Below are 19,336 nucleotides of genomic sequence, written 5' to 3' on the forward strand. Positions count from 1 at the left end.
TAAATAATCAACTTAAATTGTGGATGCTATCATTACTAATTTTAGTTTCTTTAATAATATTAGTCGGAGGCTTGACTAGATTAACTGACTCTGGCTTATCAATTACTACTTGGGAATTATTTGTTGGTTTTTTTCCTCCTTTTACAAATGAAAAATGGTTGGAATATTTTAGTTTATATAAAACAATTCCTGAATACAGCCAACAAAACTTCAATATGACTCTTGATGAATTCAAAGTAATATTTTGGTGGGAGTGGGGACACAGGCAGTTAGGGAGAATAATTGGTTTAACTGTATTGCTCCCAATGGTTTATTTTTCAGTAAAACATGGAGTTTGGATTATAAAAAAATATGGACTTATTTTTTTATTGGTTTGTTTTCAAGGATTTTTAGGTTGGTACATGGTATCAAGTGGATTAGTTGAAAGAATAGATGTTAGTCATTATAGACTAGCGATACATTTAGTTACAGCTTTTATCATTTTATCAATTGTATATTGGCAATTTTTAAAGTTATCATCCTTTTCAAATCAAACAGTCTCTATTAATCTTTTTATAGTAAAAATTTTTTTAGTTTTATTATTTTTGCAACTAATTATAGGCGCTTTTGTATCTGGTATGGATGCTGGTAAAATCTATAACACCTGGCCATTGATGGGAGTTAGTTATTTTCCTAATGATAGTAGTTTTAAAGAGTTTTTGAATTTGAAAGTTTTTGATAATCCCTCTATTGTTCAGTTTATACATAGAAATTTAGCATACTTAATTATTGTGTTTTATGCATTAATCCTCTTTAAGGTAATTAATACAGGAAACAAAAAATTATACAAACCTATCACATTAATTGGTTTGGCTTTGGCATTTCAAATTTTTCTTGGAGTGATAACTATTTTATCTGGAGTAAAAATGTTATTTGCATCTTTACACCAGATAAATTCTATTTTGATAATACTTTCAACTTTGTATTTTATATTTATCTCAAAATACAAAAGAGAGATTAATTAATTTCTATTTGTAGACATATAAATAAAATTAACTAACTGCTTTTAAATTACCTTTTGATGATTTGTCTAAAGCTTGATCTAAATCATCGATGATATCATCGATATGTTCTAAACCAATACATAGTCTAACATATCCAGGGGTTACACCAGAAGCAGCTAATTCATCCTCATTTAATTGACTGTGAGTAGTTGTTGCTGGGTGTATTGCTAAACTTCTAGCATCACCTATATTTGCAACGTGATAAAACATTTTTAAAGCCTCAATGAACTTTTTACCAGCTTCGATACCACCAGCTAATTCAATACCAACTAAAGCACCATTACCATTTCTTAGATATTTTTTTGCTCGACCTGATATTTCTTCATTATGCTCAGTTGAATAAATTACTCTCTCAACAGCTTTATGATTTTTTAAATAATCTACAACTTTTGCAGCATTATCACAGTGTTGTTTCATTCTTAAAGCAACTGTTTCAAGTCCTTGTATGACACCAAATGCATTATCTGGAGAAAGTGCCGACCCTAAATCTCTCAACAAAGTTACTCTTGCTCTAACTGCAAAAGCAACATTTGCACCTGTTAATTCGGGCACAGCTTTACCCCAAACAACACCTCCATAACTTGCGTCAGGTTCATTAAATAGTGGCTGTCTTTTTGGATCTGCTGTCCAATCAAAATTTCCACCATCTACTAGTGCACCCCCAACTACTGTTCCATGACCTGCTATATATTTTGTTAAAGAATAAACAACCACAGCAGCACCATGTTCAATTGGTTTACAAATTACAGGGGCAGCAGTGTTATCTAAGATTAATGGAATGTTATATTTTCTACCAATATCTGAAACCTCTTTAATTGGAAAAACTCTTAAATATGGGTTTGGTAATGTTTCTCCATAAAAAGCTCTAGTTTTATCGTCTATTACTTTTTCAAAGTTTTTTGGATCTGAAGGATCTGCATATCTTACCTCTATACCAAGCTTACTCAAAGTATGCGTAAACAATGAAACTGTTCCACCATATAGATCTGTTGAACTAACTATATTGTCTCCAGCTTGGGCAACGTTTAATATTGCAAAAGTAGAAGCGGTTTGTCCAGACGCTACAGTTAAACTCGCAAGACCATCTTCAAGAGCAGCGATTCTTTTTTCCAACACATCGTTAGTTGGATTCATTATCCGTGTATAGATATTTCCAAACTCTTTTAACGCAAATAGATTAGCCGCATGTTCAGTGTTGTTAAATTGATACGAGGTTGTTCTATAAATTGGAACTGCTACTGAATTTGTAGCTGGATCACTTCTGTAATCTCCACCATGTATTGCTATAGTTTCTGGATTATTTCTTTTTGTACTCATTTTTACTCCTTTTTTAGTGCTTTTGCTTTATGCAAGGCGCACAATACAGTTCAAATGCCTACCGATTTAAAATTTTATGAAAATTCCATTTTAGCAGTTTTATGCCCGCAATAGGATCAAATCGGCAATAGATAAATAGCATATTAGTTATGTTTTACAAGCTAAATATAAAATTGACTTTGAATAATTTAATAGTATTAATCCTCGCACAATGACAAAATTCACAAAAAAAGATCAAGTTACATCATCTTGGTACGAGATAGATGCAAAAAATGCAGTTGTCGGAAGATTAGCGACCGTTGTATCTAATATTATTAGAGGTAAAAATAAGACTACTTATACACCTCACATGGATGATGGAGATTTTGTTGTAGTAAAAAATATCGAACAAGCAAAATTTACTGGTAAGAAGTTTCAAAATAAAAAGTACTATAGACATACAGGACACCCTGGTGGAATTAAAGTTACTACACCAGAAAAACTTCATGAAAAAAAACCTGGAGAAACTTTGAAACTAGCAGTTAAAAGAATGTTACCAGGTGGTGTTTTGGGTAGAAAACAATTAACAAAATTAAAAATTTATTCAGGAAGTGAACATCCTCATGCTGCACAAAATCCAAAAGTTATTGAATTAGATAAACTAAACAATAAAAACATTGCAAGAAATTAATATGGAAAACGTACAATCAAACACAAAAACTCCAAAATTAAAGTTAGATTTTAAAGACAGTAAGTACGCGACAGGTAGAAGAAAAACTTCAATAGCGAAAGTTTGGTTAAAAAAAGGTTCTGGTAAAATTTATGTAAATGGCAAATTATATAATGAATATTTTGCTGATGAAATTCACAAAATGCAAATTACAAGACCTTTTGAGATTATAAATCAAGCTACAGATTATGATGTTAGATGTAGCGTAAAAGGTGGTGGACCTACAGGTCAAGCTGGAGCAATGGTTCATGGTATTTCTAAAGCCTTGGTTCTCTTTGATGAAAATTTAAAAACAACATTGAAAACTGAAAAGCTTACAACCAGAGATTCTAGAGCTGTTGAGAGAAAAAAACCTGGTAGAAGAAAAGCTAGAAGAAGCTTCCAGTTTTCTAAAAGATAATTTTTTTTACAATTTAAACTGCTATAATAAAAAATGCCTAAGCTAAATGCATTAGTTGCCGGATCTACAGGATATATTGGTGTTCAATTAATCAAGTTATTAATTAACCACAAATATATTAATATTAAATATCTATGTGGAAATTCGTCTGTTGGAAAAAATATTTCTTATTATGATAAATCTCTATCAAAAAAAAAATTACCTAAAATCGTAAAATTTAATCCTAAATTGTTAAATAGTATCGATGTTGTCTTTACAGCTCTACCAAATGGTGAAGCTCAAGATATAGCAAAAAAACTTAACGATAATATTACTCTAATTGATTTAGCAGCAGATTTTAGATTAAAAAAAGCTAATGATTATTTAAAATGGTATAAACAAAAACATCGAGCTCCAAAATTACAGAAGAAAAGCATTTATTGTTTACCCGAAATAAATCGTGATGAATTAAAAAATCACAATATTATTTCATGTCCAGGATGTTATCCAACATCAATATTATTACCTCTTGTTCCGCTAATTAAAAAAAAATTAGTTAAATTAAACAATATAATTATTGATTCAAAATCTGGTTATTCAGGTGCCGGTAGAGGAGTTCATAAAAAATATAAAAATAAAAATTTATACGAGTCTTTAAGTGCTTATGGTGTCGGTTTTCATAGACATAATTCTGAAATTCATCAATTTTTAAGCAAATTCACAAATAAAAATTTTCAATTTAGTTTTACCCCACATTTATCTCCAATGTTTAGAGGTATATTAAGTACAATTTATTTAGATTTAGAAAAAAATGTTAATCAATCAAAAATCATCAAAACACTTGAGATGTCTTATAAGGGAGAAAATTTTGTTAAAATATTAGACTCTGATAAACTCCTTAGCACAAATGATGTTATCAATACAAACAATTGCTTTATCACAGTGTGTAAATCAAAATTTAAAAACAAAATAATCATTATTTCTGCAATAGATAATTTAATTAAAGGTGGAGCAGGTCAGGCTGTTCAAAATTTAAATAATAAATTTAATTTTCCTGAAAGAACTGCTTTAAAATGAAATATTTGTTAATTATTTTTCTAATTTTTTTAAGTAATTGTTCTTTAAATAAAGATTCTCAGTATTGGACAGAACATCCTGCTGAAAGTAAAAAAAAACAAAAAAAAATAATTGAAATACTTAAAAAGTCAGACGATATAACAAAAATGACATTAGAAGAATATGAGATTTATATAGATGACTATACTAAAAAAAGTAAATATCCAGATATAAGCAAATGAATAATATAGTGAATGTTGCAGTTGTTGGACTTGGTCAAGTTGGTAATTATTTATTTAATGAACTAATTGTCAAAAAAAAAGATATTGAGCTTAAAACAGGCAAAAAAGTTAATATAGTAGCTATATCTGCAAAAAATATAAATAAAAAAAGAAAATATAAAATTAATAGAAAAATTTTTTACAAAAACCCATTTGAAATTTTTAAAAAAGAAAAAGTTGATATATTATTTGAGGTAATTGGACAATCAGATGGGGTTTCAAAAAAATTAGTTGAAACTGCTTTAAAGAATAAAATCCATGTAATAACCCCAAACAAAGCTTTAATTTCAAAACATGGAAACAATTTAGCAAAACTAGCTGAAAGAAATAATGTCAATTTAGAATTCGAAGCATCTGTTGCTGGCGGGATACCGATATTAAGATCTATTAAAGAAGGTTTAGCTACTAATAAATTATCTAAAGTTTATGGAATTTTAAATGGTACTTCAAATTATATATTATCAGAGATGGAAAATTCTGAGCAAAATTTTGTAGATGTTTTGAAAAAAGCTCAACTGCTTGGATACGCAGAACCTGGTAATCCTAAATTAGATTTAAATGGTTTTGATGCATTTGCAAAAGTAAGAATTTTATCTGCTTTGGCTTTTAATAGTAAAATATCTAATAAAAAATGTTTAATGGAAGGAATAGAAAAGATTGATTTAAAAGATATTAAAATTGCAAATCAATTAGATTTAAGAATTAAACTACTGGGTATCTCTGAACTCAAAAATAACCAACTTTTTGAAACTGTTCATCCATGTCTTGTAAGTAAAAAATCGTATATTGGTAATGTAAATGGAGTAATGAATGCTGTGATACTTAATGGCAAACCAGTAGGAGAAAGTGTATTACAAGGGGAGGGTGCTGGTCCAGGTCCCACTTCATCATCTTTATTATCTGACTTATTATCTATTTTAAGAGGAAACATCAAAAAGCCATTTGGTGTAAGTGCAAATAAGCTAAAAACTTTAAAAACTTACAACGTAAATAATTATGTTAATTCTTTATATTTAAGATTTGAAGTTAAAGATAAACCAGGCGTTTTATCTCAAATAACCAATCGTTTAGCTAAATATAAAATTTCTGTCAAAAGATTAATTCAAACTCCAGATAAGAAAAATAATAAAGCTACAATAGTAATAGTTACTCATAAAACCACAGAATTAAATTGTAATAGCTGTTTATCTATATTTAAAAAAAATAAGAATATCTTAAAATCACCTACGTTAATTAGATTGCTTGATTAATGGAAATATATTTCAAACTTATTGAAGTATTATTTCCTGTATTTTTTGTGGTTGGGATTGGATATTATCTTGGTAAGAAAAAACCAGATTTTGATAATTCCTTTATAACTACTTTTGCCTCAAATGTTGGTACACCTGCAATGGTTATTTACTCTATTACATCTACAGGTATAACATTTGAACAATATACCAGTTATTTTATTTATTATTTAATTGCTATTGCTGGTTTTGGTTTAACAGGGTTAATTATTTTATATCTATTAAAAACTAAAGATATTATTAGAGAAATCCCAGTTTTTCTTCTTCCTAATAATGGAAACATGGGTATTCCTATTTGTCTTTTTGCTTATGGTTCACAAGGTTTAGGAATAGCTGCATCAATATCTTCACTTATAATTTTACTTCACTTTACATTAGGAGTATTTCTAGCCGACAGAAAATTTGACTTTAATATTTTAATTAAAAATCCACCTTTTTACGCAATTATATTTTCAGTTGCTTTTATTTATTTTGACTTGGAGATGCCCAAGGCAATTATTAATCTAACTGAATTGTTAACATATACAGCAATTGTTTTAATATTAATGTCGTTAGGAATTGCATTAACAAAATTAAAAGTTTTTTCTTTCACTAATTCAATAATTGCCTCTATTGGAAGAGTAATCATTGGACCTATAATTGGTTTTTTAATTATAATTTTTTTTGATCTTTCTGGATTTGGTGCGGGTGTAATTTTAATTCAATCTGCTATGCCAAGCGCTATTTTAAATTATTTAATTGGATCAATGTACTCACCAAAAGAAATAGTAGATAACATCGCCAGCACTATTGTTGTTTCTACATTAATGTCATTTATTACAGTTCCAATAGTCGTATTCTTTGCTTTAAAATACTTCTATTAAGATATATCTTTCAGTTGTGAAGGCTATAATTTTAAATGCATCTGCTTGGATGATTGTTCCTGTTATGGATGCGTTTGCTAAATATTTGAGCTCATCAATGGATGTTTTGCAAATAACATGGGCTAGATATTTTTTTACCGTAGTTTTTACTCTGTCTTTAATGCTTATATTTTACAGACAGTCATTAGTTTGGACTAAAAAACCGGCTCTTCAACTAATAAGAGGTTTGATATTTGTTTTTTCTACGTATTTATTCTTTTATGCGATTTCTGAAATTTCACTCCCTAAAGCTTTAACATTAGCATTTGTAGCACCAATTTGTGTCACAGCTTTATCTCCATTTTTTTTAAATGAGAAAGTAGGGGTGAAAAGATGGACTGCTGTATCGTTAGGATTTGTTGGTACTTTGATTGTTATTAGACCCGGATTTATTGAACTTAATTTAGCTACTTTAGCCGCTTTAGGTAATGGAATTTGTTATGGATTTTACCTCATTATAACTAGAAAACTTAGCACTTCAGATAACTCGCTTTTAACGCTTTTGCTTTCTGGTTTAATAGGAACTGTCATTATTAGCCTATTTATGCCTTCTGTATGGGTAAATCCTACTACAAACCAGTGGATTTTAATGGCTTTAATCGGCCTTATAGCCTCTGTAGCCCATCTTTTCCTAATTTTATCACTCAAATATGCTGATGCCTCAAAATTAGCTCCTTTAGGTTATACAGAAATCATAACAAACATATTAATTAGCTATTATTTCTTTCATGAATTACCTGATAATTGGACTTACTTAGGTCTTTTTATAATTGTCTTAAGTGGTCTCTATATAACCAGAAGAGAGTATATTTTAAAAACTAAGTAATTCTTGGTAACTATTTTTATACTAAATATTAATGTTTTACATTAATATATATAATTAAATAATTGTAATTGTTAAATAAATTACGTATAAATAAATATAATAAAAAAGCGTTAATACTAAGTAAAGTAAAGAAATATTTGGGTTATATAATTATAATCATTAAAATTAAAGGTTTTTTTAGATCACATTGATATATAAGAAACAGTAAATTTAGTTAATAGCGTTTAAAAATAGTATAAACTCCTAGAAGTGTTTATTTTCAACAGTTTTTTACTAATAAAATTCGAAAATATATTTTTTCATATAAAATTGTAGGGCAGGTGGCTTAAAAAACCTGCAAAATACAGCAAATTTAAGACATTAAAAAAAGGTTGATATCATTGAAAAATAGAGCAATGCAGTAATAGAATATGCTCTTTAATCGCCCATAGAGGGTATTTATTTAGTTATGTTTAGATATATAGTACAACTGAAGGGTGAATAGCACTATTTACGTGATTATGTGTGAAAATTACCTAAAAACCTTTATTTTTAACACTTTTTTAACCTTAAATGTCTACTTTTTCAGATCTAAGTAAACGCAGTTTAGTCTTAATTCCACCTTTTCCTGAGTATCCTCCGAGTGATCCATCAGTCCTAATTACCCTATGACAAGGTATTTTTGGAGGATATGGGTTTTTCCCAACTGCATTTGCAACTGCCCTATGAGCTTTTGGCTTTCCAATAGCCTTTGCCACCTGGAGGTAAGTTCTGACTTCTCCCTTAGGTATTTTTTTCAAGTAATTCCAAACTTTTATCTGAAATTTAGTCCCTTTTAAGTTCATATAATTCAAATCCTGTATTTTTAGCAATCTTATCATATAATTTTTTCGCCGTCTCATTGGAAGAGTGGGTTATCCAACGAATTCCATCCCAATTATTTTCTTTAGATAAAGATTCTAAGTAATTTATAAGTTTTTGAGCTATTTTCTGGCCTCTAAAATGTTCATCTACAAACAAATCGTCTAAAAATCCAATATATTGACCTTTAATTGGTCTTGGCATTGTTCTGTAGTGTGCAATTCCAACAATTTTACCCTCAATTTCATAACAAATTCCATTAACAATATGATTTTCATCGTTTATCCAACTCCATAAAGTATCTAAAATGTCTTGATTCATAGGAACTTTATAAAATTTAGCATAACCGCAGTACAAATTTATCCATTTTTCTTTATCTTTTCTTCTAATTTTTCTAATCATTTACATTAATTATATTAAACAAAACATTGTAATTATAGTTTTTTTTAAAATCCAAACCATCTAAAACCTTCATACATCGCTAACCCATATATTGAATGCCTAATGAGGAAAATAAGTGAAATTTCTATTGGTTTATCAGTATTTTTGGCAAAAATACCTTGTCCTGTAAATGGTAAAAACAATAACAATGGAGCTAAAGTTGTTATCGCGCCAAAAATAAAACCCGAAAAATATGACATTTTAATTCCAATAAAAATAAAGCAAATGTAATAAATTGTTGCCCAGCATAATGATATAAAGTAATGAAAAACCCATCCCAATATTACCTCATGTTCAAATACTGGCTTTTCAATAATATTTGGGTTGTAAAAGGTTCCATTTTTAAGCATTAGGTAGGTCCATCTTCCAACAATACTCCATGATGGTTCTGGAATGCCCATTTTTTTAAGCAAATAAGCTAAAATATCCAATATTATGCAAGAAAATATTCCTGCAACAAAAATAATCAAAATATCATTCAATTATTTAATATTTAAACTATTGACAATAAATATCACTTATTATATTACTAGTGATAATTAATTGTTATCAATAGTAATAATATGAATAATTTAACTACAGATCTAAAAATTCTTCATGAGGCTACATTAGAAAATTTGAAGAGCTCTAAAGCAAACAATACATTAAGAGCTTACAAATCTGACTTTAAGGATTTTGGAGCTTTTTGCTCTAAACATGGATTAAATTCACTACCAACTGAGCCTAAAATAATTTCTTTATATTTAACACATCTTTCTAAAAAATCAAAAATAAGCACATTAAGAAGACGTCTTGTCTCAATTAGTATGGTTCATAAATTAAAAGGTCATTATTTAGATACAAAACATCCAATAATTGTAGAAAATTTAATGGGTATTAGGAGATTGAAAGGAAGCATTCAAAAAGGCAAAAAACCTATATTAATCAATCATTTAAAATTAATTATTAATTCTATAAATGAGAAAAATACACATGAAATTAAAAAACTTCGAGATAAAGCAATAATTTTAATTGGTTTTGGAGGTGGTTTTAGACGAACAGAGTTAATATCTATTGATTATGAGGACATAGAATTTGTCCCTGAAGGCGTGAAAATTACTGTTAGAAAGTCAAAAACTGATCAATTTGGAGAGGGAATGATTAAAGGACTGCCCTACTTTGATGATGAAAATTATTGCCCTGTAATTAATCTAAGAAAGTGGTTAGAAGTGTCTAAAATAATATCTGGCCCTATTTTTAGAAGATTTTCTAAAGGGTCAGTTTTAACTGACAATCGGTTAACTGACCAATCTGTAGTTTTGTTAATTAAAGAACATTTAAGATTAGCAGGAATAGAAAATAAAAACTTTTCAGGTCATAGTTTAAGATCAGGTTTTGCTACTGTTGCTGCTGATTCAGGTGCAGATGAACGAAGTATTATGGCTATGACAGGCCATAAAACAACACAAATGGTTAGAAGATATATTAAAGAGGCAAATATATTTAAAAACAATGCCCTTAATAAAATTAAGTTATAAAATAAATTTAAATTCATGAATCAAGAATTTATTTTGAAAAATAAACGTTTTATCTTGTTAATAAATAAATCAAAAAACATTAAAAAAGTATAATTTGGTTTATCTAGCTCACCTATATAGGGTATAATTGAATTATTTCCTCGCAAATAATATTTTCTAAAAAATTTAGGATTAATTCCATATTTTAACAAAAATAATTTAGTTCCATTGTTCAATTTAACTTTATTATTTCTAGTTGTTAGAGAATTAAAATGATATACTTTAAATTTTGAAATAGCTTTGAATATTCTTACTTTATTTAGCCACAACTTCATACAAAAGTCTGGGTCAGAACCATCGCCCGGGTTAAATTCTTCACTAAAACCTCCTATTTTATCCCACAATTCTCTATGTATTAAATGAGGTGCCCAGTGTGATCCTTGTAAATCAGGTGTATTATCTTGATTGCAAAAATTAGAAAACTTATTTTCATCAAAATTTTCGATACTATCTCCACAATTAAAATTAATTAAACCATATCTAGTTGATACATTTGTACCAGTTAAATAGTAAAGGTTATTTTTTTGTTTTCTAATTTCATCAACTAAATATTTATCCCAATCTTTACAAAAATACATATCATCATGTGCATACAAGATAAAATCTGATGTTGACATTTTATATGCCTCATTCATCGAACTACATAAACCAATATTTTCACTACTATATGTAAATTTAAACTTATTTTTTTTAACAAATTGTAATGTACCGTCAGTGCCTTCATTTACATGAACAATAATTTCATGTTTATAATAAGAGTTTTTATAAATAGAATTAATAAAAAAATTAAAATATAACAAATTATTAAATGTAGGAACTAATATTGATAGCTTCATTTAAATAATAAAGCTTTATTGCCTAATGATATATCAATTAGATACTTTGTGATTTTTTTTTCATTAAAAAGTTTAAAATATTTAATTTTTCCATTCCGAGCAATTTTTTTTCTTATTTTTTCGTTTTTAGAATAAAATTTAATTTTTTCAGCTAAATCGTTAATATTATTATAAAATATAATTTCATTATTATTAAAAAAATTATCCATCTCAACTTTTTTATCAATAAATGTAAGTAAACCATTGCCCATTATAGAAGCAATTCTATTACTAGAGTAATACTTGGTTGGTTTACCTCTACTAAGATTGAGTCCCATTTTTGAATTTATAAGTGCATTATTAAATTCATTGCCCCATATGGGTTGTTTATTTGAAAATCCATAAAAATCATATTTTACATCAGGAATTTTTTTAACAAGATTATCTAAAAAATTAATTCTTTCATCTTCAGTACCATCTTTTAGTGTGGCTCTATTAACGCCATGACTCATTGCATAAAATAAATCTTTTTTAGGGCGCATTTTGTAAACCTCGAAACTCTCAATATTCCTATCAACTGGAACAAAGAAAAAAGTAAAATTATCAGTATTTATTTCTTTTTTTATAACCGAAGGATCTGTTGTAATGAAGTTATGATCAACAAAATCTGAATATAGTTTGATATTAGAAATATTTTGTTTTGAATAATTAAGACTAGACATTATCGGGTCTTCATTCCATTGTGATAAAATAACATTTTTATTAATTGATTTAAATTCATCAAAAGTATTAAGTTCAATATTTTTAGTGTGACCAAAAAAAATAATATCTGGATTATAATTTTTAAAAGTTTCAATTAGGAATTTTTGAAAATTGCTTTTGCTAGGAATTAAACTAAATGATTTATTGTTTCTTAAAAAATCTCTATCACTAATTTCTAGTACATCATGACCGTTTCTAATAAATCCATTGGTGAATTTTTTTCCTAAAGAAATATTGAATAGTCTATGATTAAGTTTTTGGCCATGATTATATATATTTATAATTTTTAATTTTTTTTTATTAAAATTAATTTTAAAAAAAGGAACACAACTTTCACGTATCTGATCTAAAAATTTAGTATTATCACTTATTAAATGTTTGATATTATTTCGACTTTGTGATTGTAAGTATCTCCTTTTTTTATTGTTTTTAATTAATTTTTTAATTTCTAAATAAAGATCGTTAGAGGTAAGATTTTTCAAAATTACTGCTTTATCAGTGGTCTCTGTCAAACCTCCCCTATTACTTATTATTGTAGCACATCCACATGATGAGGCTTCAAGCGACGTTCTTCCAAAAGGTTCATCCCATCTTGATGGTACAACTGCTATTTCAGATTTGTTCAAAATACTTAATGTTTTTTTATGATTAAGAAAACCCAACTCTTTATGGTTTTTATGTTTTATAAAAATAGTTCTTCTATCTTCATCTCCTAAAGAATATGCCTTCCATGAGGAAAATTCTTCTAGGACTCTAACAATTGCCTCTTTAAAAATATCGTAACCTTTTGAATAATTTAATCTACCAACGAATATTATATTTTTATTTTTTTTTAATTTTTTTTGTTTATTTACACTTGGGTATACAATTTCTGTTTTAGTTTGCAGTTTTTTATCTAAATTTAAAAAAAATCTATTACGTACCCATTCGCTTACAAATATTATTTTTTCAACAGACTCTAAAATTTTAAGCCTTTCTTTAACAGTTTTTGATCCTTTCATAGATAATGGATCATTATGGAAATAAAAAATGAATCTATTATTAACTTGAGAAACTATTTTAAATAACAATTGAGGTCTATTATGAATTTCTATTAGATCAAAATTAAATTTATTTAATTCATTGATTAATTTTTTAGAATATTCACTTGTTGTACTTTTAAATCTAGATTTTATATTTTTTAATTTTATATTTTTGTAATTGTTTGTTAAAAAATCATTAAAAGTTGTATGTCCATAAATTATATTATCTTTTTTATATTTTGATTTTTTAAAAAATTCAGAAACCCAAAGTGAAGCAGCAGATGCTTTATTATAAGAATAATTTTCTTTGTAAGGTAATATTGTTGCAATTTTAAGATTTTTTTTTGGTAAAATCATAAATAATCTTTGATCTTTCTTTTCTATCGTTTTTTAACTTATATTCAAATGATAGCGCTTTTGATTTTGAATAAAATCTTTTTTTATAAATTAGTTTCCATTTATAACCTTTTGTGGATTTAGCACCTCTATTAGTATTATGATTTAATAATCTTTTATTTAGGTCATTCGTATAGCCAACGTATGTCTTTTTTGGATAATTTTTTAAAGTTTTGATTAAATAAACGTAATAAACCATTATGGCTTATATCATAATTGGCGGTCCCTAGGGGAATCGAACCCCTCTTTCGAGGATGAAAACCACGTGTCCTAACCGATAGACGAAGGGACCAAATTGCTGCTTTTTATTGTAAAAAAGGTGATTAATCAAGCTTATCATAATAATTTTTGATTTATTTTTACAACCTTTTTAAGCTTGGAGTGTTTATGTGTCACTAAAGTCTCTGAAATAAATTTATCTTTTTCAATTTTTATGCCTGAAACCAAATCACCAGAGGTAATACCAGTTGCACAAAAAATCGAGTCACCTTTAATAATTTCATTTAAATCATATTTTTTTGTAAGATCACTAATTCCCATTTCTTTAGCTCTCTCCTTGTCTTTATCAGTTGCAAATAAAAATCTACCCTGAAAACTACAATTAAAAGCATCTAACGCTGAAGCTGCTAAAACACCTTCGGGCCCCCCTCCAGTTCCTAAAAAAATATCAACAGAGTATTTTTCGTCAGTTACTAACAACGCCCCAGAAACATCTCCATCAGTTATAAATTTAATTTTAACTTTTAAATCTTTTAATTCCTCAATAATTTTGTTGTGCCTCGGTCTTTCCAAAATACATGCTGTTAAATTCTCAGGTTTTTTGTTTAAGTATTCGCTTAAATTAGAAATATTTTTTTTAATTGAATAATCTAAGTCAACCACGTTTTTTTCTTGTACTTTAGTTGAGATTTTTTCCATATAGGTTTCTGGAGCTTTAAATAGGTTATCTTTTTCGGCAATTGCAATTACTGATAAGGCACCTGGAAGATTGTTTGCTACAAAATTAGTTCCTTCTAATGGATCGACTGCTATATCTAATTCAGGGCCATTTTTAGTGCCAAGTTTTTCACCAATGTACAACATTGGAGCCTCATCCAACTCACCTTCACCTATAACTATTTGACCTATCATATCCATATTATTTAACTCTGATCTCATAGAGTCTACTGCTGCCTTATCAGCTGCAATTTTATCTTTTTTTCCAACAAAATACGATGAAGCAATTGCTGCCTTTGAGGTTACGTTAACAAATTGATCAATAAATTTTTTATCAATGGTCATTAGGCTTTTTTATCGATTAAATCTTCTTGTAAAATTTTGGATTCAAATTCTCTTAAACGTTTATATACACTAGCAAGTTCAATAATTGTTGGCCAAGCTTTTAATATATATTGCATAGAGCCTTCAACTCTGCCAAAAGCTCTAATTATCTGCTGCATAACACCAAGTGTAACGGCTCCAGCTACAATCGCTGGTGCTAAAAATACATATGCTGATAATACATTTGCCTGTAAGTAAGCTATCCTTCCAATATTGAAATATAAGTATCTAATATAACTTAAGAAGTGTATATTTCTTACACCATCAAATAATTCTTCAATAGTTTTTGGACGAATGGTTCCATCATCCTCTGCAATTACAAGAATTTTTCTATATGCAGCTTCTTTTTTTTGAAGATCATATTCAACACCTACTAATCTTAAAATTAAACCAAGCAATATCAAAAAGATTGTACCACCTACAGACCAAATTAAAGCGCCAACTATTAATCCATAATCCCAATAACCAAAGAAAAAAATTGGAATTCCAACACTTAAACCGAATAAAATTGGCATAAATTCAACCAGTATCATTAAAGCTTCAATTAAACTTGTTCCTAGCGACTCCATTATTCTTGAAAATTTAATGGTATCTTCTTGAACCCTTTGTGCAGCACCTTCTATTTTTCGAGCTTTATCATATACGCTATGATACCATTCAACCATAGCAGTTCTCCATCTGAATAAATAGTGTGATGTAAAAAAACTAACAACAACTGCTACACCTACGTACATAGCTGCCAAGGTTATAAAAGATAATAAGCTTGCCCAATACTCTTCTATAGTAATAGAGTTTGGTGCGCCTAAAGCTTTTTGAATCATATCGTAGAATTGACCAAACCATTCATTAATTTTTACATCAATTTTTACCTGTATCCAAAGAGATGATAAAATTATTGCTGAACCAATCCACGACCACAACAACCAATGTTTTTGAGTGAAAAACCTAAACATTTTTTATTTTAAAAAATTATCAGCGTAAGATTTTTTTACTGTTTTTCTTTTTCTAGGTTCAATTAATTCAAATTCTATTTTCTTTTTTTTTGCATAATTGATTGCAAGCTCTTTTGATGAAAACTCTAATTTTAATTCGGAATAAGTATCTGACGAACTTTCCCAACCCATCAATGGGTTTTTTGTTGGATCTTTAGTTTTAAATTCTAATATCCATTTGTCGTTTTTAGCTAAACCTGATTGCATTGGGTTTTTATTAGGAATGTAAATAATTGCTTTTTTCATAATGATGGTCGGAGTGGCAGGATTCGAACCTGCGACCCTCTGGTCCCAAACCAGATGCGCTACCAGGCTGCGCTACACTCCGATCGATGTACTAATACAGTAGTTATTGATAATTTCAATGTATAAAGAAGCCTAAATTAAAAGAATTTTGAGTAAAATCTGTTATATAACGAGGCATGATAATTACTTGTCCTTGCGAAAAGAAACAATTCAAAATTGATAATTCGTTAATTCCTAATGAAGGACGTGAGCTGCAATGTGGATCATGTGAAAGAGTTTGGTTTTACAAACCACAAAAGGAAAGTGAAGCTCCATTAACATTAAACAATAATATTTCTATAAATAAAACAGAACAAAGTAACGATGTAATGGAAAAAAATTTAGAAATTAGTGAAACATTGCAACAAGGAACAACAATTGATGCTGAAATAGAAAAAGAAAACTTAAAGACTTTTCAAAAATCTGATGTTAAAAAATCTAAATTATTTTCTTATTTAGTAGTTTTTATTATATCTTTTGTTGGTTTAATAATACTGGTTGATACACTTAAAACTCCACTAATTAATGTATTTCCTGGACTAGAAATAATATTATTTAACCTTTTTGAAACATTGCAAGATATAAAACTATTTATTATAGACCTAATTTAATATTTTATGATTAATTATATATCAAAACCTTTTAGATGGTTTTTTAAATTAGAAGCTGCAAGTGGACTTGTTCTTTTGTTTGCTGCAATAATTGCATTATTTATAAGTAACTCAGGATTGGCAGATTTATATTTTGCTACTTTAAATAAATACTTATTTATAGGTATTAATAATATTGGTCTAAAATTATCTGTATTACATTGGATCAACGACGCCTTGATGGCTATATTCTTTTTCTTCGTCACCTTAGAAATAAAAAGAGAATTTTTACAAGGTGAACTTTCTAATATTAAACAAGCTTTATTGCCAATCATTGCCGCCGTTGGAGGAATGTTGGTTCCTGCATTATTTTACGTTTTCATTAATTTAGGGGATAGCGAAACATTAAACGGATGGGCTATTCCATCAGCAACGGATATAGCTTTTTCTTTAGGAGTTTTATCATTGCTGGGAAAAAGAGTTCCTTTATCATTAAAAGTATTTTTGACAGCTTTAGCTATAATTGATGATTTAGGAGCAATAGTAATTATTGCCCTGTTCTACTCTGGAGATTTGAGCATAAAGTATTTAACCTTAATGCTGTTAGCTTTTATCGTTTTATTATTAATAAATAATTTTAATATTAAAAAATTCTTACCTTATTTAGTAGTTGGCCTTTTCCTTTGGGATTTTACTCACAATTCAGGTATCCATGCTACAATTGCTGGTGTTTTATTAGCCATGACAATTCCTCATAGAAAAAAAGACAAAGACTTTTCTTTATTAATAAAAATAGAACATGCAATTAGTCCATATGTTGCTTTTGGAATAATGCCTTTATTCGCGTTTGCCAATGCAGGTGTTTCACTTGAGGGTTTATCTTTTGCTTCTTTGTTGGATAAGGTTCCACTAGGTATTGTGCTTGGTCTATTCTTGGGTAAACAATTTGGTGTTTTTGTATTCTCATATGTATCAATAAAATTAAAAGTTGCTCAAATGCCAAACGATACAAGTTGGTACAATTTTTATGGAGTTGGAGTTCTTACTGGTATTGGTTTTACAATGAGTTTGTTTGTAGGAAATCTAGCTTTCCTAGAGAACATGCAATATATGGATGGTGTAAAAATAGGTGTATTAACTGGTTCATTGCTATCCACTTTATTTGGTTATTTTTTAATATTACTTACTCCAAATAAACCTAAGAAATGAGAAAAGTAGTATTTCTGTTTTCTATATTTATGTTTTTTTTTAATACATCAGCAACTGCAAACTATGAAAAAAAGTTTTATGACTTCACAATTGAAAGCATAACTGGTGAAACTATAAATCTAAATGACTATAAAGATAAAGTTATTCTGGTAGTTAATACAGCTAGTTTTTGCGGTTTTACCAAACAATATGATGAATTGCAGGAATTATGGGATTTATATAAAGATGAAGGTTTGGTGGTTCTTGGTGTCCCTTCAAACTCCTTTAATCAAGAAAAAAAAAATGATGCTGACGTAAAAGAATTCTGTGAAGTAAATTTTAATATTAATTTTCCACTAACAACTATCACAGAAGTTAAAGGAGAAAATGCTCATGAACTTTTCAAGTGGGCAAAAGATAATCATGGTAAATCCGCTGTTCCAAAATGGAATTTTCATAAAATTTTAATTAACAAAGAAGGAAAAGTTGAAGATACATTTGCATCTTTTACTAAACCAATGTCAAAAAAGTTGATTAAATCAATTGAAAATATATTATAGATCTAAGGTTAAACCATCATGAGCAGGTATAACATTTTTAGGTAATAACTTTTTAAGTACTTTATAATCTAAAACTGGTGATAAATTTGTAAGAATAGCCTTTTTAGGTTTAAATATTTTGATTATATTAAGTGAATTTTCCAAATTGAAATGTGATGGATGAAAATTGTACCACAAACAATCAATTATTAAATATTTCAAGTTTTTAAAATATTTAAAATCTTTTTCAAAAATTTTACTTACATCACTGATATAAGCTAATTTTTTATCAATAATAAAACAATTTGAATTTATTTTGCCATGCTCAACTTTAATAGATTGAATATTAATTTTTTTATTCTTATTTTTTGTATTAATATTTTTTGGTAATTTATTTAAATTTAATGTTGCTGGATATTCTTTTGAGTAACTTTTGAAAATGTATGAAAATGAATTTTTAAGATATTTTGAAGTATCATTATCTGCATAAACATTAATTTGTTTTCTGCTATTTATATAAAAAGATCTTAAATCATTAATTCCATGTGTTTGATCTCCATGCATATGTGAAAAAAGAACTTTACTAATTTTTTTAATTTTATGTCTTAAAAGTTGCTCCCTTAAATCAGGAGAAGTATCTATTAGTATATTTTCATCAGTAGTTTTCAATAAAGCTGAGCATCTTGTTCTGTAATTTTTTTTAATTTTTGGGTCACAATTTCCAAAAAAACCATCTGGTCTTGGTACACCCATTGAACTACCACAACCTAAAATAATAAATTTCATAT

General features: G+C 27.9%; 23 protein-coding genes, 2 tRNA genes and 1 riboswitch. Of the genes, 12 read left to right on the top strand and 13 right to left on the bottom strand.

Annotated elements, in window-relative coordinates:
• Positions 1–23 precede the first annotated feature (23 nt).
• Positions 24–1,004 (top strand): COX15/CtaA family protein, encoded by a 981-nt coding sequence (locus ACTTA8_RS02560; protein WP_440654145.1) that lies wholly within the window; start codon positions 24–26, stop codon positions 1,002–1,004.
• 27 nt (positions 1,005–1,031) lie between these two features.
• On the opposite strand, the gene ACTTA8_RS02565 is transcribed toward ACTTA8_RS02560, so the two are convergent.
• Positions 1,032–2,360 (bottom strand): O-acetylhomoserine aminocarboxypropyltransferase/cysteine synthase family protein, encoded by a 1,329-nt coding sequence (locus ACTTA8_RS02565; protein WP_440654146.1) that lies wholly within the window; start codon positions 2,358–2,360, stop codon positions 1,032–1,034.
• Positions 2,361–2,362: 2 nt separating this feature from the next.
• Positions 2,363–2,429, bottom strand: a riboswitch (SAM riboswitch).
• Between the two features lie 142 nt (positions 2,430–2,571).
• Here ACTTA8_RS02565 and rplM point away from each other — a divergent pair.
• Genes rplM through ACTTA8_RS02600 form a run of 7 tightly spaced genes read left to right on the top strand, consistent with a single transcriptional unit; the run spans position 2,572 to position 7,802 of the window.
• A complete protein-coding gene (gene rplM / locus ACTTA8_RS02570; protein WP_440614344.1) occupies positions 2,572–3,030 on the top strand; it encodes a 50S ribosomal protein L13 in 459 nt (152 codons plus the stop codon).
• A 1-nt stretch (position 3,031) separates the two neighbouring features.
• Positions 3,032–3,469, top strand: a complete 438-nt coding sequence (gene rpsI, locus ACTTA8_RS02575; RefSeq protein WP_440614345.1) for a 30S ribosomal protein S9 — start codon at positions 3,032–3,034, stop codon at positions 3,467–3,469.
• Between the two features lie 33 nt (positions 3,470–3,502).
• Positions 3,503–4,525, top strand: coding sequence for an N-acetyl-gamma-glutamyl-phosphate reductase (gene argC, locus ACTTA8_RS02580; RefSeq protein ID WP_440654147.1), 1,023 nt, complete (start codon positions 3,503–3,505; stop codon positions 4,523–4,525).
• Positions 4,522–4,746 (top strand): hypothetical protein, encoded by a 225-nt coding sequence (locus ACTTA8_RS02585; RefSeq protein ID WP_440654148.1) that lies wholly within the window; start codon positions 4,522–4,524, stop codon positions 4,744–4,746. The genes argC and ACTTA8_RS02585 overlap by 4 nt, the downstream gene beginning before the upstream one ends.
• On the top strand, positions 4,743–6,035 hold the full coding sequence (locus tag ACTTA8_RS02590; RefSeq protein ID WP_440654149.1) for a homoserine dehydrogenase: 1,293 nt from the start codon (positions 4,743–4,745) through the stop codon (positions 6,033–6,035). Before ACTTA8_RS02585 ends, ACTTA8_RS02590 begins: the two co-directional genes overlap by 4 nt.
• A complete protein-coding gene (locus ACTTA8_RS02595; RefSeq protein WP_440654150.1) occupies positions 6,035–6,937 on the top strand; it encodes an AEC family transporter in 903 nt (300 codons plus the stop codon). The genes ACTTA8_RS02590 and ACTTA8_RS02595 overlap by 1 nt, the downstream gene beginning before the upstream one ends.
• Positions 6,938–6,953: 16 nt before the next feature.
• Positions 6,954–7,802, top strand: a complete 849-nt coding sequence (locus tag ACTTA8_RS02600; protein ID WP_440654152.1) for a DMT family transporter — start codon at positions 6,954–6,956, stop codon at positions 7,800–7,802.
• Between the two features lie 548 nt (positions 7,803–8,350).
• Here the strand turns inward: ACTTA8_RS02600 and ACTTA8_RS02605 are convergent.
• From ACTTA8_RS02605 to ACTTA8_RS02615, 3 genes are read right to left on the bottom strand one after another with little or no spacing between them, the layout of a single operon-like run.
• On the bottom strand, positions 8,351–8,626 hold the full coding sequence (locus ACTTA8_RS02605; RefSeq protein WP_440618399.1) for a methylated-DNA--[protein]-cysteine S-methyltransferase: 276 nt from the start codon (positions 8,624–8,626) through the stop codon (positions 8,351–8,353).
• Positions 8,607–9,044 (bottom strand): N-acetyltransferase family protein, encoded by a 438-nt coding sequence (locus ACTTA8_RS02610; RefSeq protein ID WP_440654153.1) that lies wholly within the window; start codon positions 9,042–9,044, stop codon positions 8,607–8,609. Before ACTTA8_RS02610 ends, ACTTA8_RS02605 begins: the two co-directional genes overlap by 20 nt.
• Positions 9,045–9,088: 44 nt before the next feature.
• A complete protein-coding gene (locus tag ACTTA8_RS02615) occupies positions 9,089–9,565 on the bottom strand; it encodes a DUF2938 family protein (RefSeq protein WP_440654155.1) in 477 nt (158 codons plus the stop codon).
• Between the two features lie 81 nt (positions 9,566–9,646).
• Here ACTTA8_RS02615 and ACTTA8_RS02620 point away from each other — a divergent pair, with 81 nt between their 5' ends.
• Positions 9,647–10,600 carry a site-specific integrase gene (locus ACTTA8_RS02620; RefSeq protein ID WP_440654156.1) on the top strand — a complete coding sequence of 318 codons (954 nt, stop codon included), beginning with the start codon at positions 9,647–9,649 and terminating at the stop codon, positions 10,598–10,600.
• Positions 10,601–10,620: 20 nt separating this feature from the next.
• On the opposite strand, the gene ACTTA8_RS02625 is transcribed toward ACTTA8_RS02620, so the two are convergent.
• The 8 genes from ACTTA8_RS02625 to ACTTA8_RS02660 form a co-directional block, all read right to left on the bottom strand.
• Positions 10,621–11,475 carry a glycosyltransferase family 2 protein gene (locus ACTTA8_RS02625; RefSeq protein ID WP_440654157.1) on the bottom strand — a complete coding sequence of 285 codons (855 nt, stop codon included), beginning with the start codon at positions 11,473–11,475 and terminating at the stop codon, positions 10,621–10,623.
• A complete protein-coding gene (locus tag ACTTA8_RS02630) occupies positions 11,472–13,595 on the bottom strand; it encodes a glycosyltransferase (protein ID WP_440654158.1) in 2,124 nt (707 codons plus the stop codon). Before ACTTA8_RS02630 ends, ACTTA8_RS02625 begins: the two co-directional genes overlap by 4 nt.
• On the bottom strand, positions 13,570–13,833 hold the full coding sequence (locus ACTTA8_RS02635; protein WP_440654159.1) for a GIY-YIG nuclease family protein: 264 nt from the start codon (positions 13,831–13,833) through the stop codon (positions 13,570–13,572). The genes ACTTA8_RS02630 and ACTTA8_RS02635 overlap by 26 nt, the downstream gene beginning before the upstream one ends.
• Positions 13,834–13,851: 18 nt before the next feature.
• Positions 13,852–13,926: transfer RNA gene (locus ACTTA8_RS02640), tRNA-Glu, on the bottom strand.
• Positions 13,927–13,970: 44 nt separating this feature from the next.
• Entirely contained in the window at positions 13,971–14,915 is a 945-nt protein-coding gene (gene glpX / locus ACTTA8_RS02645) for a class II fructose-bisphosphatase (protein ID WP_440654160.1), read from the bottom strand.
• Complete coding sequence (locus ACTTA8_RS02650) at positions 14,915–15,907, bottom strand: putative transporter (protein WP_440654161.1); 993 nt, start codon at positions 15,905–15,907, stop codon at positions 14,915–14,917. The genes glpX and ACTTA8_RS02650 overlap by 1 nt, the downstream gene beginning before the upstream one ends.
• Before the next feature lie 3 nt (positions 15,908–15,910).
• A complete protein-coding gene (locus ACTTA8_RS02655) occupies positions 15,911–16,192 on the bottom strand; it encodes an ETC complex I subunit (RefSeq protein ID WP_440614362.1) in 282 nt (93 codons plus the stop codon).
• A 5-nt stretch (positions 16,193–16,197) separates the two neighbouring features.
• A tRNA-Pro gene (locus ACTTA8_RS02660) sits at positions 16,198–16,274 on the bottom strand.
• A 94-nt stretch (positions 16,275–16,368) separates the two neighbouring features.
• On the opposite strand from ACTTA8_RS02660, the gene ACTTA8_RS02665 reads away from it, so the two are divergent.
• Genes ACTTA8_RS02665 through ACTTA8_RS02675 form a run of 3 tightly spaced genes read left to right on the top strand, consistent with a single transcriptional unit; the run spans position 16,369 to position 18,569 of the window.
• Complete coding sequence (locus ACTTA8_RS02665) at positions 16,369–16,842, top strand: zinc-ribbon domain-containing protein (RefSeq protein WP_440654162.1); 474 nt, start codon at positions 16,369–16,371, stop codon at positions 16,840–16,842.
• 6 nt (positions 16,843–16,848) lie between these two features.
• Positions 16,849–18,030, top strand: coding sequence for a Na+/H+ antiporter NhaA (gene nhaA / locus ACTTA8_RS02670; protein WP_440654163.1), 1,182 nt, complete (start codon positions 16,849–16,851; stop codon positions 18,028–18,030).
• Positions 18,027–18,569, top strand: a complete 543-nt coding sequence (locus tag ACTTA8_RS02675; protein WP_440654164.1) for a glutathione peroxidase — start codon at positions 18,027–18,029, stop codon at positions 18,567–18,569. The genes nhaA and ACTTA8_RS02675 overlap by 4 nt, the downstream gene beginning before the upstream one ends.
• On the opposite strand, the gene ACTTA8_RS02680 is transcribed toward ACTTA8_RS02675, so the two are convergent.
• Positions 18,564–19,334, bottom strand: coding sequence for an MBL fold metallo-hydrolase (locus tag ACTTA8_RS02680; RefSeq protein ID WP_440654165.1), 771 nt, complete (start codon positions 19,332–19,334; stop codon positions 18,564–18,566). The two genes, ACTTA8_RS02675 and ACTTA8_RS02680, sit on opposite strands and share 6 nt — an antisense overlap.
• Positions 19,335–19,336 lie beyond the last annotated feature (2 nt).

This window comes from Candidatus Pelagibacter sp. HIMB1506, assembly GCF_052047935.1.
Lineage (GTDB): Bacteria > Pseudomonadota > Alphaproteobacteria > Pelagibacterales > Pelagibacteraceae > Pelagibacter.